Annotated in this window: 16 protein-coding genes; 13 read left to right on the top strand and 3 right to left on the bottom strand. The window is 41.5% G+C overall.

What is annotated here, in order from left to right:
* Nucleotides 1-2 precede the first annotated feature (2 nt).
* The 6 genes from rpmG (at nucleotide 3) to ACH0QE_RS08340 (ending at nucleotide 4,821) form a co-directional block, all read left to right on the top strand.
* The gene (gene rpmG, locus ACH0QE_RS08365; RefSeq protein WP_192470885.1) at nucleotides 3-152 is read left to right on the top strand and encodes a 50S ribosomal protein L33; all 150 of its coding nucleotides are present in this window, start codon (nucleotides 3-5) and stop codon (nucleotides 150-152) included.
* A 158-nt stretch (nucleotides 153-310) separates the two neighbouring features.
* Complete coding sequence (locus ACH0QE_RS08360; protein ID WP_415800243.1) at nucleotides 311-880, top strand: 5-formyltetrahydrofolate cyclo-ligase; 570 nt, start codon at nucleotides 311-313, stop codon at nucleotides 878-880.
* On the top strand, nucleotides 870-1,658 hold the full coding sequence (locus tag ACH0QE_RS08355) for a DUF92 domain-containing protein (RefSeq protein WP_415800242.1): 789 nt from the start codon (nucleotides 870-872) through the stop codon (nucleotides 1,656-1,658). The genes ACH0QE_RS08360 and ACH0QE_RS08355 overlap by 11 nt, the downstream gene beginning before the upstream one ends.
* A gap of 173 nt (nucleotides 1,659-1,831) precedes the next feature.
* Nucleotides 1,832-2,782, top strand: a complete 951-nt coding sequence (locus ACH0QE_RS08350) for an L-lactate dehydrogenase (protein ID WP_415800241.1) — start codon at nucleotides 1,832-1,834, stop codon at nucleotides 2,780-2,782.
* A gap of 155 nt (nucleotides 2,783-2,937) precedes the next feature.
* Nucleotides 2,938-3,135 (top strand): hypothetical protein, encoded by a 198-nt coding sequence (locus tag ACH0QE_RS08345; RefSeq protein ID WP_415800240.1) that lies wholly within the window; start codon nucleotides 2,938-2,940, stop codon nucleotides 3,133-3,135.
* A gap of 138 nt (nucleotides 3,136-3,273) precedes the next feature.
* The gene (locus tag ACH0QE_RS08340) at nucleotides 3,274-4,821 is read left to right on the top strand and encodes a rhomboid family intramembrane serine protease (protein WP_415800239.1); all 1,548 of its coding nucleotides are present in this window, start codon (nucleotides 3,274-3,276) and stop codon (nucleotides 4,819-4,821) included.
* Here ACH0QE_RS08340 and ACH0QE_RS08335 read toward each other — a convergent pair.
* Nucleotides 4,793-5,674 carry a hypothetical protein gene (locus ACH0QE_RS08335; RefSeq protein ID WP_415800238.1) on the bottom strand — a complete coding sequence of 294 codons (882 nt, stop codon included), beginning with the start codon at nucleotides 5,672-5,674 and terminating at the stop codon, nucleotides 4,793-4,795. The two genes, ACH0QE_RS08340 and ACH0QE_RS08335, sit on opposite strands and share 29 nt — an antisense overlap.
* Nucleotides 5,675-5,947: 273 nt before the next feature.
* Here ACH0QE_RS08335 and ACH0QE_RS08330 point away from each other — a divergent pair, with 273 nt between their 5' ends.
* The 6 genes from ACH0QE_RS08330 to ACH0QE_RS08305 all read left to right on the top strand — a co-directional run bounded on the left by ACH0QE_RS08330 (nucleotide 5,948) and on the right by ACH0QE_RS08305 (nucleotide 12,897).
* Nucleotides 5,948-7,408 carry a spore germination protein gene (locus ACH0QE_RS08330; RefSeq protein ID WP_415800237.1) on the top strand — a complete coding sequence of 487 codons (1,461 nt, stop codon included), beginning with the start codon at nucleotides 5,948-5,950 and terminating at the stop codon, nucleotides 7,406-7,408.
* Nucleotides 7,409-7,795: 387 nt separating this feature from the next.
* A complete protein-coding gene (locus ACH0QE_RS08325; RefSeq protein WP_415800236.1) occupies nucleotides 7,796-8,011 on the top strand; it encodes a YqgQ family protein in 216 nt (71 codons plus the stop codon).
* Nucleotides 8,012-8,017: 6 nt separating this feature from the next.
* The gene (locus tag ACH0QE_RS08320) at nucleotides 8,018-8,995 is read left to right on the top strand and encodes an ROK family glucokinase (protein ID WP_415800235.1); all 978 of its coding nucleotides are present in this window, start codon (nucleotides 8,018-8,020) and stop codon (nucleotides 8,993-8,995) included.
* Between the two features lie 271 nt (nucleotides 8,996-9,266).
* Nucleotides 9,267-11,156: an LTA synthase family protein gene (locus ACH0QE_RS08315; RefSeq protein ID WP_415800234.1), complete on the top strand. Its 1,890-nt coding sequence runs from the start codon at nucleotides 9,267-9,269 to the stop codon at nucleotides 11,154-11,156.
* Between the two features lie 243 nt (nucleotides 11,157-11,399).
* On the top strand, nucleotides 11,400-12,560 hold the full coding sequence (locus ACH0QE_RS08310; RefSeq protein ID WP_415800233.1) for a hypothetical protein: 1,161 nt from the start codon (nucleotides 11,400-11,402) through the stop codon (nucleotides 12,558-12,560).
* Between the two features lie 22 nt (nucleotides 12,561-12,582).
* Nucleotides 12,583-12,897 carry an MTH1187 family thiamine-binding protein gene (locus ACH0QE_RS08305; RefSeq protein WP_415800232.1) on the top strand — a complete coding sequence of 105 codons (315 nt, stop codon included), beginning with the start codon at nucleotides 12,583-12,585 and terminating at the stop codon, nucleotides 12,895-12,897.
* A gap of 48 nt (nucleotides 12,898-12,945) precedes the next feature.
* On the opposite strand, the gene ACH0QE_RS08300 is transcribed toward ACH0QE_RS08305, so the two are convergent.
* Together ACH0QE_RS08300 and ACH0QE_RS08295 are read right to left on the bottom strand one after the other, a co-directional pair.
* Entirely contained in the window at nucleotides 12,946-13,116 is a 171-nt protein-coding gene (locus ACH0QE_RS08300; protein WP_415800231.1) for a DUF2759 domain-containing protein, read from the bottom strand.
* A 129-nt stretch (nucleotides 13,117-13,245) separates the two neighbouring features.
* Complete coding sequence (locus ACH0QE_RS08295) at nucleotides 13,246-13,710, bottom strand: hypothetical protein (protein ID WP_415800230.1); 465 nt, start codon at nucleotides 13,708-13,710, stop codon at nucleotides 13,246-13,248.
* Nucleotides 13,711-13,886: 176 nt separating this feature from the next.
* Here ACH0QE_RS08295 and ACH0QE_RS08290 point away from each other — a divergent pair, with 176 nt between their 5' ends.
* The gene (locus ACH0QE_RS08290) at nucleotides 13,887-14,522 is read left to right on the top strand and encodes an MBL fold metallo-hydrolase (protein WP_415800229.1); all 636 of its coding nucleotides are present in this window, start codon (nucleotides 13,887-13,889) and stop codon (nucleotides 14,520-14,522) included.
* Nucleotides 14,523-14,967: the final 445 nt, after the last annotated feature.

Here is a 14,967-nt window from a genome sequence, read left to right as displayed (position 1 = left end):
ACATGCGTGTAAATATTACATTAGCTTGCACAGAATGCGGAGAGCGCAACTATATTTCTAAAAAAAATAAGCGTAACAACCCAGATCGCCTTGAGCTTAAGAAATACTGCTCAAGAGATAAGCGCGCAACTACACATCGCGAAACAAAATAAGCAGCGGGATTTTTCCCAGCTGCTTTTTTGTTTGTCTAAAAACCATATAATTCATTTCTCGCTTGCTGGAAGTAATGTTATTGTTTATACATAGAGAGTTACTGCCTGGTGTTAGTAAAATCATACATTTAATACTCATACGTTTGGGGGAATGACGCATGGATGCCAAAAAAAATCTTAGAAAGTCTATTAAAGCAAAATTATCAGAGCTTAGCCTGCCACATTACGAAGACCAATCATACAAGGTCGCGCAGCAGCTATTCCTAAATGACGATTGGATGGAAGCTTCAACAATCGCAATCACTGTATCCAAAGCTCCAGAGATCGATACTTTCCAAATTATCAGGAAGGGATGGGAGCAGGGAAAAAGGATGGTCGTTCCAAAATGCGAGCCGAAGACACGGAAACTGGACTTCAGGGAACTGAAGCGATTTTCTGAACTTGAATCCGTCTTTTATGGTTTGCTAGAGCCTATTGTTTCCGAAACGAATTCTGTGAGCGCCGGAGAGATAGATTTAGTCGTCGTTCCTGGACTTGCTTTTTCTAAAAACGGATATAGGCTTGGGTTCGGGGGAGGATACTATGATCGTTTTCTGGCAAACTATCAAGGAAAAACGATTTCATTGGCATTTAAAGACCAGATTGTTTCTGAAATTCCTATTGAAAATCATGATATTCCGGTTGGGAAATTAATCACCAGCGAAGGAGTTATCACCATTGGAGATTGACCAGCTCTTGGTTATTGGATTTATTGCCTTATTTGCTGCTGCTTCAGGATATTTCCAGCTTTTAAAACCATCGGGAGCTATAGCTGCTTTCTTGACCGGGATTTCCATATGGGCAGGCTTTGGTTTAAAGGGACTTTTATTAATGGGAGTTTTCTTTCTCACTTCCAGTCTCCTGTCCAGGTATAAAAGTAAGGTGAAGGAACACCTGGGAGAGTTACATGAAAAAGGTTCAGCAAGGGATTGGGCCCAGGTAGCAGCAAATGGGGGAACAGCAGCAATTGCGGGCCTTGCACATTCTATTTCTCCTGATCCAGTTTGGATCATCGTACTTGCGATTTCCATTGCCAGTGCCAATGCAGATACCTGGGCGTCAGAACTTGGCGTATTAAGCAGACAGCAGCCACTATCCATCAAATCCTTGAAAAGCGTGCCACGAGGAACATCGGGAGCAATATCTGTATTAGGAACAGCTGCTTCAGCAGCAGGCTCCTTATTAATTGCTTTAACCGGTAGTTATCTATTCGATGAAGGAGCTGGCTGGATATTGTCAGTGTTTCTCTTCGGTGTGGCAGGGGCATTGCTGGATACGTTGTTGGGAGCCTATATTCAGGCAGGATTTAAATGCGTTCGCTGCAATCTTTTTACTGAAAAATTAACCCATTGCACCCTGCCAACTAAACAGGTTTCAGGATTTACCCGGATCAACAACGACGTCGTAAACTTTATCTCATGTTTTACAGCGGCTATTATGGGAATGGCTTTATATAACATCCTTTAAATTCAAATGATTTGCTCTGGATCAGCAATATTGCAGTACAAAGAAGAACAACAAGAATCGAAATGTAACAAAATGTTTATAATGATAACGTTTCCTTAAAATAAAAGCAGTACATTAAGCTCGATAAAAAAAGTACAATCTAATTAAAGAAAAAAATTCAAGGGGGTACACGCATGAAAAATCATGTAAACCGTGTTGTCCTGGTTGGAACAGGCTTCGTTGGTTCAAGCTATGCATTTGCAATGGTCAATCAGGGAGTAACTGAAGAGTTAGTGCTGGTTGATCTTAATAAGGAAAAGTCAGAAGGCGACGCAATGGATTTGAATCATGGAATGGCGTTCGCTCCTTCCCAGACTAAAATCTGGTTTGGTTCATATGCAGATTGCAAGGATGCGGATTTGGTGGTGCTTTGTGCTGGAGCTAATCAAAAGCCAGGAGAAACAAGGCTGGATCTAGTAGAGAAAAACACGAAAATTTTTAAAAGCATTGTAGATGAAATCATGTCCAATGGTTTTGACGGAATTTTCCTTGTCGCAACAAACCCCGTTGATATCCTTACATATGCTGTATGGAAATTCTCTGGATTGCCAAAGGAACGTGTCATCGGTTCAGGGACAATCCTTGATACGGCAAGATTCCGATTCTTGCTTGGAGATTATTTCAAAGTAGACACTCGCAACGTACATGCCTATATTATAGGTGAGCATGGGGATACTGAATTGCCTGTATGGAGCCATGCAGATATAGGCGGAAAGCCAATCGCCAAAATGATGAAAGATCAGGAACATTATAAGCATGATGATCTGGAGGAGATTTTCACGAATGTACGTGATGCTGCCTATCATATCATCCAGCGTAAAGGCGCTACCTATTATGGAATTGCCATGGGACTTGTCCGCTTGACCAAAGCAATCCTACAGGATGAAAACTCGATTTTGACCGTTTCAGCCCAACTAAGCGGCGAATATGGCCATGAAGATATCTATATAGGGGTGCCAGCTATTGTTAACCGCAACGGAATACGGGAAATCGTTGAGCTTTCCCTGGATGTAGAAGAACAACAAAAATTTGACCATTCTGTAGAAGTATTGAGAAAAGTCATGGACCCTGTCATGAAGGGATAAGAAAAATGGGCTGTTTATCAATGCAGCCCATTTTTTATATTTGCTGTTTTTGTAACCGCTTTCTTCTATTATATATACATCTTTTGGAATGGATATTTAAAGATGAGTGGATAAAAAATCGGTTTTATTCCCAGAATAAAAAGGGAGGGATTTATATGGTAAGAAAGATGATTTCGATTTTCATGCTTGGTCTGGCAGGGTATTTTGTTTTTGAGAACAGGTACAGGGTCATGAATATGCTTCTTGGCAACAGGTTTTTACGTCGGGTGGCTGTGGGTTCAATCATGGGTCTGCCGGGTATTAGAAGTAAAATGATGGATTCATTATTCTCAGGACCTTCGGAGTTTCAGTAAAAAGACCTTGCCGGGTCTTTTTCTGTTTTAGAGGCTCTTATTATCTTGCTAAAGGTTCTTTAGTTTATAATAATTTTATAGAGGAAAAAATAAATACATATTAACGGCTGGGACCGGAGCAGGAAAGTAGGGGAGAAGTTGGCTTTTTTGGAAGAGTATTTGTTTTGGAAGGTCATGGAATTCCTGATTGTGAAGAAGGAGTATCGTATCCTGCAGCTATCGCAGGATCATGGAGAGCTATGGCTGGAAAAGACAGAAAACAAGAATACGCAGGTTGTTCGCCTGCTGCATTATAATCTTGATTGGAGCAACTGGCTGCACAGGGACATCGGGATGACTGCGGAGAATGGAGACAGAATCCGCAGGAAACTTGCTAAAGGAGATTTGAAGATTCTTAATCTCTACTTTAGTGCGTATCCCCCAGTAGACGATTATGAGTTTAGAATCGCCCAACCGATCCTTTCTGAAAACGGCAAGGTAACTGTCGAGTCCATTTTAGTGGACCGGGCAAATGCGTCAGAAGCATTAAAGAAAATAGAAAATAGGATTGAAGGTAACATCGAGATTGATTTAGCAGAGGAATTCTCGGTGGATGATATAGAGTTTATAAAGAAAAATGCTCTTTCCAGCGCGGTTAGTCGCGCTAAAGAAGAACAATCGATATTTAATTATGGAAAGCCCTTTTTCACCTACCTTTTCATTGCTGTCCAGGTGTTAATGTTTCTGGTTCTGGAGGCAGCGGGAGGAAGCACGGATACTTCAACGCTGATAAAATTTGGTGCAAAATTCAACCCCCTTATACTTGAGGGAGAATGGTGGCGGTTTTTCACACCGATTATCATCCACATTGGGCTGCTCCACCTATTCATGAATACCCTCGCTTTATACTACTTAGGAACGATGGTTGAACGGCTTTACGGCAATTTGCGGTTTTTGATTATTTATATTTTTTCAGGTTTCAGCGGAGTGCTGGCCAGCTTCATTTTCAGTCCAAATCTTTCAGCAGGAGCGAGCGGCGCGATATTCGGCTGCTTTGGAGCTTTGCTTTATTTTGGTGTCGCCAAACCGAGACTGTTTTGGCGGACATTGGGACTGAATATTCTTGTTGTGCTTGGAATCAACCTTGCTTTTGGCTTTACCATTCCTGGAATCGATAATGCTGGACATATAGGAGGCCTTGTCGGAGGATTTGTATCAGCAGGTATTTTTCACCTTCCTAAAAAGAAACGTCCTCTGCTTCAAGGAGCATTCCTGGTTGTTTCAGTTGCAGCAGTTTTTTTATCCTTGCAGTATGGTTTTAGCGGCAAAGCAAATTTAGTAGATGAAAGATCAATATTGGTGCTTGCGCAACAGCATATAAAAGCTGAAGAGTATGAACAGGCAAATGAGCTGCTTACGGATTATCGCCAGTCGGAGCCACTTTCGGCTGAATCATTATTCATGCTTTCTTTTACCGAAATCAAGCTGGGACAGCTTGAGGATGCTAAAAGGAATCTTCTTAAGGTTATTGATATGGCTCCTGATTTCCATGAAGCATATTACAATCTGGCATTGATTTATTTCGATGAAAAGGACCTCAAGAAAGCCCAAACTTATGCTGAAAAGGCAATAGAGTTAAATCCTGGGCAGGATAGCTACCGAAAAACACTTGAGCAAATTAATTACTACCTTGAAGAATCTGCTTGAGTACGATGCTCTCACCAGAGTCAGTTTGTGTTACAACCAGCAGGTGGCTCTTATCATTAGAGACCAAAATCAAAGGCATGGTACTGTCAATCGGATCAACGACAGTGCCATCGCTTTTTTTTATGCCGAGATAATAATTCTTATATAACCCCTCCCAAAGCTTCCCGACGATATTGGCAGTCTCCTTTTGTGTAAACCCTTTTAAAGGCTGGTCTTCGTATTGTCTGATTGTATCGAGAGGTACAGCAATATAATTCGAGGCTTTAAAATTATACGTTTTTTCAGCCTTGTTCAAGCTTTTATTCAATGTGTTACTTACACTCTGATCCAGGACATTCTTCCATTCCTTCTCATGTTTACTTTTGGCGACGGAGAAGGATTGAAGTGGGCTGAAAGGAGAATCAATCACATATAGGAAGTCATCAGACATCCTTTGAGCGCTTGTGATTCTGTCGCCGTTACCATGCAGTTCGGAATAATGAAAAGTGATGGCGTCATACTTTGCGCTTTCCTCGCTTGAAATGAAGTCTTCCTGGTATATATCTGCTGTATCCTGCTCCCACTTGGCAGCTTTTCCTTTTAATAGGCCGTTGACGAAAAGAAGCCCCATATCCTGTCTTAAGTATGCCTCCTGGTCCAACCTGGACTGCACTTTCCAATCAATCGAATGCTTATCATTTTTTTTATCTTTGAGCAGCGTCAATGAAGTGCTCGCGCTCGTATACCGCGCTGAATCATTCAATGGAAAAAAAGTGATCGTCTCCTCTGAACTGTTAACGATTTGGAGCTGGATCATCAATGCGGAGACTGCAATGGCTAAAGCGCTAATTCCCAAAAATATATACTTTTTCATTAAGCTCACCCTTTTCAGATTGTCTGGTAGGTCGGTATAACCACTATATGATACTTGTCCGGTACACATGCAATTAAGTATGTTTTTACTTTTTTTTGTCTAAGATGGTGAAAGGAGTGGACAGGAAAATATTGGTCAACCTATTGAAAAATGGCTGTTCCTGTATTACATGGTAAGTGCTCTTACATTTTTTAAGTTGTTCCAGGACCGCAGTTAGATTTATGGTCGAATCAACATATAAAAGAGCCTCAATGAAAGGTGTTTAGATAGAATATGGCAGAAAAAAAAAAGCATCTCGTACAGGAAAATCTGAAACATAATATTGAGTATTTAAGAGAAGAACTTGGAATTGGCAAGAGTTTTGATGTCATCCAGCTGGATGTCGAGTACGCCGGCAGAGAAATGGCTTTGTTTCTTGTAGATGGATTTGTAAAGGACGACATCCTTCTCTATATCATGCAGTTGCTGGCGAAGCTTGAGCCTGGAGCCCTGGACATTGATACACTCAAGAAACTGGTCAAGACATACATCCCATATGTTGAGGTAGAAACGACCGATGACCTTGATAAAGTAGCGGATATGGTTCTGGCTGGCCCTACGGCACTAGCGGTAGATGGAGTGGCTGAAATCATCCTGATTGATGCAAGAACCTATCCAGTCCGCGGGCCGCAGGAACCAGATACCGAAAGGGTGGTTAGAGGTTCGAGAGATGGGTTCGTGGAAACATTGGTCTTCAATACTGCGCTTACAAGAAGGAGAATCCGTGACCGCACATTGAGAATGGAGTACATGCAAGTCGGCAGAAGGTCGCAAACAGATGTAGTCGTCAGTTACATAGAAGATATTGCCGATCCCGAGATGGTTAAGAAAGTAAAGGATTCAATCAGTAAAATTGATACTGACGGACTACCGATGGGTGAGAAAACGGTCGAAGAATTCATTTCAGGTCAGCATTGGAATCCTTTTCCTACGGTAAGGTACACAGAGCGGCCAGATACAGCCGCAACACATCTGTATGAAGGGCATGTCTGCATCATCGTTGATGGGTCGCCAAGTGTCCTTATTACGCCGACAACCTTCTGGCATCATTTGCAGCATGCTGAAGAGTACCGAAATAAACCGCTTGTCGGTGCTTATCTTAGAATGGTACGCTTTATGGCTGTATGGGCTTCCTTGTTCATGCTTCCTTTATGGTATTTATTCGCGGTCAAACCAGAACTGCTCCCGGAGAAGCTGGCATTTATCGGTCCGAATGATCCAGGTCAAATTCCGTTATTTCTTCAGTTCTTCCTGATTGAAATAGGAATCGATGTGCTCAGGATGGCCGCCATCCATACGCCGACCTCGCTGGCAACCGCGCTTGGACTTGTCGCCGCCTTGATGATTGGGCAAGTGGCAGTCGAAGTGGGCCTGCTGACAAATGAAGTCATCCTTTACCTTGCGATTGCGGCAATTGGAACTTTCGCAACACCAAGTTATGAAATGAGCCTGGCAAACCGGCTTGTAAGGATATTCCTGTTAATATTGACTGCAGCATTCCAGCTTTATGGATTCCTGATTGGGGTCGTCCTGTTTATCATCTTGCTTGCAAGAATGAAATCCTTTGGTGTACCTTACCTATGGCCGTTCATTCCGTTCAACCCGCGGGCGTTCCGTGATGTGCTCGTCCGGTCTCCAATTCCCCTGAAGAACAGGCGGCCACGAATCTTGAAACCTCAGGATCCAGATCGGTAAAAATTTAAAAGGCAGCAGTTGCTGCTTTTTTTTATGGTTAAGGAATTTATTAAATTATTGAGTTGTGGATAACTTCATGAAGTTATCTTAATCCAGCTCCAGCGCCTAGCCCCTCCAGTCGCTTCGGTCCGCCCAATGAAGTCAAAGAACGACTTCACCGGTCGGCCCTCCAGCGCTTGTCAGGGCTGAACGAGGCGCTTGCGCTTTTTGTTCTTGATAAGAAGTAACTATAATCTATAGTTAGTCATAATGAGCACCATGCAGTGATGAAAGACTCTGGTATTTGTCATAAAATCTTGTCCTGCATACTTGAGGAGGCATTGAGTATCCTTTATACTTAAGTAATGGAAACATGCTCTTATTTTCACAAACATTGAGGGGATTACGTTGAAGACGATTTACGATATCCAGCAGTTCCTGAAAAAATTCGGAACATTTATTTACATAGGTGACAGAGTGGCGGATTTAGAGCTCATGGGAGCCGAACTGAAGGAACTATATAATTCACAATTGATTGAGACAAAAGATTACCAGTCTGCGATTTTGCTTTTAAGACAGGAAATCCGAATTGAAAAAGAAAAAAACGCAAATGAGAAAAGGTGACTCAATATGACTGAAAAGTGGCTTGTAGGTGTAGATTTAGGAGGAACAACAACTAAACTTGCTTTCATAAGTTTATATGGAGAAATCCTGCATAAATGGGAGATCCCAACCGATGTTTCAGACGGAGGGAAAAATATAACGGTCAATATCGCAAAGGCGATTGATACGAAGCTTGAGGAGTTAGAGCACTCAAAAAGTGAAATCATCGGAATTGGCATGGGGGCACCTGGTCCAGTTGACCTTGCCACTGGCGTGATTTATGAAGCAGTGAACCTTGGGTGGAGAGAGCCTTACCCATTAAAAGACTTGCTTGAAGTCGAAACCTCGCTTCCTGCTGTAATAGATAATGACGCTAACTGTGCAGCACTTGGCGAGATGTGGAAGGGTGCTGGAAATGGAGCAAAAGATCTTGTATGTGTCACTCTGGGAACAGGTGTAGGCGGAGGCGTTATCACTAATGGAGATATTGTACATGGTGTCAGCGGTGCTGCTGGAGAAATAGGCCATATTACTTCTAAGGCTGAGGGTGGGGCTCCGTGTAACTGTGGCAAGACTGGCTGTCTGGAAACCATTGCATCAGCAACTGGAATTGTCCGGATTGCCACTGAAGCATTGAACGAAGGAACCCCAGCTGGAGAACTTGCAGTGGTGTATAAGGAAACTGGCCATGTTACGGCAAAAGATGTTTTCGATTCAGCAAAAAGAAATGACCAGTTAGCGTTAAAGGTCATTGATTCTGTTGCTTTGCATCTGGGAATTGCTCTTGCGAATATCGCTAATACTCTTAATCCTGAAAAAATCGTACTTGGTGGCGGAGTTTCTAAAGCAGGAAATGTTTTGCTTGATCCAATAAAAGGACAATTTTTACGTAATTCTTTTCCTCGAGTAGCACAATCGACTGAAATCAGCATCGCAACATTGGGTAATGATGCGGGCGTGATTGGTGCGGCGTGGCTGGTTAAAAATAAGATAGGCCAAGAATAATCACCTGCAGGGAGTTTTGGGATAAAACTCCCTGTTTTTTTTATGCCAAAAGTTTCAATTTTCGGAATTTGGACATTCCTGAAACTTTTTTAGGTTTGATTCGTCTAAAATAGAGGAAAATGACAGTAATTGGTCTATGCTTTTTCAGGTATGATTTTTGTTTGCTTTTTAGAAAAAAAAGTATTAAGATTATCTTTGATTCTTGAGCAAGTGGAAAAAATAACCTTAAAATTCCCGTATCTGTTATTTTTAACAGGGAGGTAACAAACAAATGAAGAATAATAAATGGACTAAAGCATCCATTGTTGCGATTGCAACAATCCTGCTTTGGCTAAAGACTTATATTGCCTATAAAACTAGCTTTGATATAAAGATTGAGAACTGGAGACAGGAGATCATCCTGTTCATGAATCCATTAAGTTTCCTGATGGTCATTTTTGGAGTCAGCATGTTCATGAAGGAAAAGGCTCAGAAACGCTACATTTTGATTACAAGTTTCATAGTTTCAGCGATTCTTTTCGCGAATGTAGTCTTCTATCGTTTCTTCAATGACTTCCTGACGATACCTGTGCTTTTCCAAACGAGCAATATGAGCGACTTGGGAAGCAGTGTTACTGAATTGATCAACTTCAGTGACTTGTTATATTTCGCTGATATCCTCGTATTGGCACTTCTATTAAAAGTCAAACCAAATCTAATAGGATACCGGGAAAACACCAAGGTGAACCGCAGAGCATATTTTCTTGTGGCGATCGCGATTTCATTTTTTAACCTGGGAATGGCTGAAACTGAGCGTCCGCAGCTGTTGACTAGAACATTCGATAGAGAAATGCTGGTCAAGAATATTGGGACATACAATTATCATCTTTATGATGCTTACTTACAGTCAAAGTCTTCGGCACAGAGAGCTATGGCTGATGGCAGTGAACTGGCTGATATTGAAAACTATGTGCGTGCTAACTATCTGCCGCCCAACGAGGACATGTTTGGTATTGCTAAGGGCAAGAACGTGATACTGATTTCAATGGAATCCACGCAGAACTTTGTCATAAACCAAACTGTGAATGGACAGGAAATTACACCTTTCCTGAACGATTTCATTAAAGAAAGCTATTACTTTAATAATTTTTATCACCAGACCGGCCAGGGGAAAACTTCAGACTCTGAATTCCTTGTTGATAACTCATTGTATCCATTAAGCCGTGGTGCAGTTTTCTTTACGCACTCAGGTAATGAATATTCAGCGACACCTGAAATCTTGAATGAGAACGGCTATTTCACTGCTTCTCTGCATGCGAATAACAAGAGCTTCTGGAACCGTGATATCATGTATCAATCAATGGGATACGAGCGCTTCTATTCGTCGCCGGATTATGATGTGGAAGAAGAAAATTCAGTAGGCTGGGGAATGAAAGATATTGAGTTCTTCCAACAGTCTGTTGATCACTTGAAGGCTATGCCAAAACCATTCTATTCAAAGTTCATTACATTGACGAATCACTTCCCATTCGAATTGAATGAAGAAGACCGCTATGTTGATCCTTATACTTCAAATGACAAGACAGTCAACAATTATTTCCCGACTGTCCGTTATCAGGATGAAGCTTTGAAACTCTTTATACAAAAACTAAAAGATGAAGGTCTCTATGAGGACTCAATCATCATTTTATACGGAGATCATTATGGAATCTCCGAAAACCATAATAAGGCTATGGGTGAGTATCTCGGCAAGGAGATTACACCATTTGAAAGCACGCAGCTGCAGCAGGTGCCGTTGATTGTTCATATTCCTGGTCAGGAAGGAAGGACGATTCCAACTGTAGGCGGACAGATTGACCTCAAGCCGACTATTCTCCACCTGTTAGGAATTGATACTAAGAATAACATTGACTTCGGTTCAGACTTATTCTCAAAGGAACGGCTTGACTTTACGGTTCTGCGCGATGGCAGCTTCATCACTAAGGACCTTGTATTCACAAGAGAAACTTGCTATGACAAATCAACTGGTGAGCCGACTGACAAAGCAGCTTGTGAGCCTTTCTTTGATCAAGCAAAAAACGAGCTCGAATTTTCCGATAAAATTATTTATGGGGACTTGCTGAGATTTTATGACGAGAAAAATCCCAGTAAAGAAAAGAGTTACCCGAAATCAAATGAGTAAATTTTAGAAAACCTGTGCCATAATGGTGCAGGTTTTTATTATCAAAATTGTCTCTTGCAGAAAAATAAGGATGGTAATTTGCCTGAATACATGGGATATTACTAAGTGGGATTTTCACAATTGATTGGTGTAAGTCAATAATATTCAGTGTTAAAAATATATACGGATTTTTCGAAATTCATTGAAACATTTATGAGTTTCTAACGTACAGATATATACATTGTTTAAAATGGGGGGCTAGAGGTGAGACACATAACGGAGAGTACATATCGTATACCTTATGTTAGCTTGTTGTTGCTGATCATCATCACTTCTGTACTCGGCCTTTCCGGCTGCTCCCAAAAGCTTGATGCTTCATTGCATGAGGGAGCTGGTCACGGCTTAAATAGAGTAAAGGAATCCCCAGGGCCTTCGTTTTTAGGAGCGGATATTGTTCCAATCGAAATTGGGGAACAGGAAGAATTCTATAAGTCTGCAGGCTGGCTAAGTGATACAGAAATTCTTTACATTTCAAATAAAGGGGAAAGCACTTCTATATTATATTCATACAATCTTGGGACAGGAAAGGCATCATTGCTGTATAGAAGTGAACAGCCAATCATAACCGCGATACCAAGCCCTGAGAAGACAAAGGTGATGATTCATAGCGCTGCCTCAGAGGAAGGCACCCTCACTGTTATCGATTTATCGGGAAAAGAAATGTATTCTACTAGCATTCAATCATATGAACTAACTTTTGAATGGAATCCATTCGATGAGAATTTGCTAGTGGTATCTGCATTTACCGAAGATTGGGCTTTCAATAGTTATTTATTGGATTTAAGGGATAATAACCTGAAAGAAATCAAACTGCCAGAGCCTTTTGTAAGATGGATTTCAGAGGATAACCTTGTTTATCAGGAATGGGATGAAGACGGGATTTCATTAAAGGCCCCGTTACGAACCTTTTCTTTAAAGGAAAACAAAACTAAAACCATACTCGAAGATGTATATCAATTTGATTCGCAAGGACCATACTTAATGACTGTAAAAGTGAATGAAGAAGAAAATCAAGAATCGGGACTGTATGCATTCTTCAGGAATGGTGACAAATCGGTTGGAAGTATCGAGGTGCCATTGTTAACTTCTTTTTCTGGATGGGTCGTTCCTTTTTATGATTTAATGGAAAATGGAAAGAATTTAATTTATCTGCGGGCAACAGGGCAGGGTGAAGCGGACCTTTACGATGGAGGATTTGACTTGATGCGTTATCATATAGATACAGGTAACGAGGAAGTCATTATCAACGAAATGGCCAACGAGCCACTTTCCTGCTCTCCCTCCGGAGAAATGTGCCTGTACGGTTTCCAGTTTGATAAACTCTTGAATATCGAGACAAACGAGGTAATTGATCTCGTTCACTAATAATTTTCAAGGAGAGATTTTGATGGCGATTGTAGATGTAACAGTGATTCCAATCGGAACACAGACACCAAGTGTCAGTTCCTATGTAGCAGATATCCAAAGAATTCTTAAGAAGTATGAAGAACAGGGCAAAATCCAGTATCAACTTACACCGATGAATACCTTGATAGAAGGTGAACTTCCTGTTTTGTTTGAGGTAATCCAGGCGATTCACGAAGCACCTTTCAATGCTGGCATCCAGCGAGTAGCCACAAATATCCGGATTGACGACAGGCGTGATGTAAAAAGAAAAATGGAGGATAAGGTAAACAGAGTAAACGAATTGCTGCAGCAATAGAAACGAAAAAAGACCACCAGCAAAGGGTGGTCTTTTTGTTTCGAATTATTACGCTGATGGGACTCCAGAGGTAAGGATCGTCATGACTGTGAACCAGCCAATAACCAAGAATGTTCCTCCAGCAAACGCGATACCAAGAATGTTTTTGTTTTTTAGTGCCGAAAATGTTGCATAACCGGCAAGCAGTGTAATTAAAGCGCAAATAATAGCAAAACCCATGAAAAAGCCCCCTTCATAAATTAGGCAGACATAAAGCCTGTTTGTTGAATAAGTTTGAATGAAATATAGGCGGCAGCCTGTTATGTAATGACAAGCATACACTCGTTTTATATTTTATAATTTTTTACATCATTTGTCGAGGTCTAAAAACTCAACTTTCACCCCATATGCTTTTACTATACCCAATACCAGGTCAGTATAATGGTCTATGGTAAAATAAATGCCTTCAGCAGTCGTAAAAACAAGATGTTCTTCCAGCTGTAGGAGAGCCATTTCACTCTGAACTTCGCTGCCACCTGTAAATCTGAAGGCTGATAAATTATTAGTGAATAGAAAAACATCGACACCAGAGTGAAATCCATAATCGTAAAAATCTTTTCCCGCTGTTCCTTCTGTTTTTATCAATTGATGCGTTTCTTCATGAAGTTCGGCTTCCGACAGCAAACCTGAAGCTACATCTGCTAATTGCTGATCGTTATAAATATAAATATTTTCATGAACAAGAAGCGGTGGTGCGGCTGATCGAAGAAAATGTTCAAAGTCAGGCAGTTCCGAAAGGAAAGGGCTGGCCTCTATTCCAATGAGAATTTGCACTTTGCAGCCTCCTTTGTGCTGGATTATATAAAAGTAATTAATGTGATTTGAACACTCATCCTTTGGGTTTGCTCATCAGGACAAATGAGCTTTTCTATCGCAATCCTTAAAACTTGCCTGACAATAGTGTAAAATAAATGTATTGATAATACCACTAGAAGCTGGAGGCTATTTTGATGAAATGGAAACAGATTCCCCTAGGTCCTTTACAAACAAATTGCTATATCGTCTATGATGAAAACCAATCATGCCTGATTGTCGATCCTGGAGATAATCCGAAAAAGCTGGCATCAGTGCTTGAGCAGCTAGAAGTGAAGCCTGAAGCAATTGTGCTCACACATGCTCATTTCGATCATATCGGGGCAGTGGATAGAATAAGAGATAAGTACGGAATCAAGGTATATATTCATGAAAAAGAAAAGGATTGGCTATCAGATCCTGCTTTGAATGGTTCAAAGCATTTTATGCTTAACGAGCCAATCAAAGCGCGTCCTGCTGACCATTTGATCAAGTATGAAGGTGAAATGTCAATTGGCAGTTTTAAGTTCGAAGTTTTTGAAACACCGGGGCATTCTCCAGGGAGTATATCGATTTATTTTCCTGAAGCAGAGTTTGTCCTGGCAGGAGACGCTTTGTTTAATGGCAGCATAGGAAGGACGGACTTGCCGGGTGGCAACCATAATCAACTAATCAGAAGCATCCATGAAAAGCTGCTGGCGTTGCCAGAACAAACTGAAGTCCTCCCCGGTCACGGACCAGCAACCACGATTGGTTTAGAAATGGATTCGAATCCTTTCTTAAACGGATTTTAAATAAGGCAGCAGAAGAACAAAAAGCGCAAGCGCCTCGTTCAGCCCCGACAAGCGCTGCCCGCCTTAAAGCGCCACGTCCTGTGGCTGGCGGGTCTAGCACATCTTGTGCCACGGAGGGCCGACCAGTGAAGTCGTTCTTTGACTTCACCTGAGCGGACCGAAATCGAAAAGTATAGGCGACTGCCCAACTCCGACAAGCGTTGGAGGACCTGACAGTGAAGTCGTTCTTTGACTTCATTGGCAGGACCGAAACGTCTCGAGGAGTTAGGAGCCGCAACTAGACAAGCGACTCGAGGGGCTAGGCGCTGGAGCTGGATTAAGAAAACTCGTATAGTTATCCACATTTAAAATATTTTATAATTTTCTAGTAAACAAGGAAAGCCCTTCTCAAAGAGAAGGGCTTTCCTGGGGGATGTTCTATTCATATCATGGGAGGGGATATAGT

Source organism: Mesobacillus sp. (genome assembly GCF_047739415.1).
Taxonomy (GTDB): Bacteria; Bacillota; Bacilli; order Bacillales; family Cytobacillaceae; genus Mesobacillus.
Note: the sequence above shows the minus strand (reverse complement) of the source record. Positions and strands in the feature narration are given on the sequence as shown.

Bases quoted from the DNA above. Each gene is read 5' to 3' on its own strand.
- rpmG (WP_192470885.1), top strand. From the start codon at position 3: ATGCGTGTAAATATTACATTAGCTTGCACAGAATGCGGAGAGCGCAAC.
- ACH0QE_RS08360 (WP_415800243.1), top strand. From the start codon at position 311: ATGGATGCCAAAAAAAATCTTAGAAAGTCTATTAAAGCAAAATTATCA.
- ACH0QE_RS08350 (WP_415800241.1), top strand. From the start codon at position 1,832: ATGAAAAATCATGTAAACCGTGTTGTCCTGGTTGGAACAGGCTTCGTT.
- ACH0QE_RS08345 (WP_415800240.1), top strand. From the start codon at position 2,938: ATGGTAAGAAAGATGATTTCGATTTTCATGCTTGGTCTGGCAGGGTAT.
- ACH0QE_RS08335 (WP_415800238.1), bottom strand. From the start codon at position 5,674: ATGAAAAAGTATATATTTTTGGGAATTAGCGCTTTAGCCATTGCAGTC.
- ACH0QE_RS08330 (WP_415800237.1), top strand. From the start codon at position 5,948: ATGGCAGAAAAAAAAAAGCATCTCGTACAGGAAAATCTGAAACATAAT.
- ACH0QE_RS08320 (WP_415800235.1), top strand. From the start codon at position 8,018: ATGACTGAAAAGTGGCTTGTAGGTGTAGATTTAGGAGGAACAACAACT.
- ACH0QE_RS08315 (WP_415800234.1), top strand. From the start codon at position 9,267: ATGAAGAATAATAAATGGACTAAAGCATCCATTGTTGCGATTGCAACA.
- ACH0QE_RS08305 (WP_415800232.1), top strand. From the start codon at position 12,583: ATGGCGATTGTAGATGTAACAGTGATTCCAATCGGAACACAGACACCA.
- ACH0QE_RS08300 (WP_415800231.1), bottom strand. From the start codon at position 13,116: ATGGGTTTTGCTATTATTTGCGCTTTAATTACACTGCTTGCCGGTTAT.
- ACH0QE_RS08290 (WP_415800229.1), top strand. From the start codon at position 13,887: ATGAAATGGAAACAGATTCCCCTAGGTCCTTTACAAACAAATTGCTAT.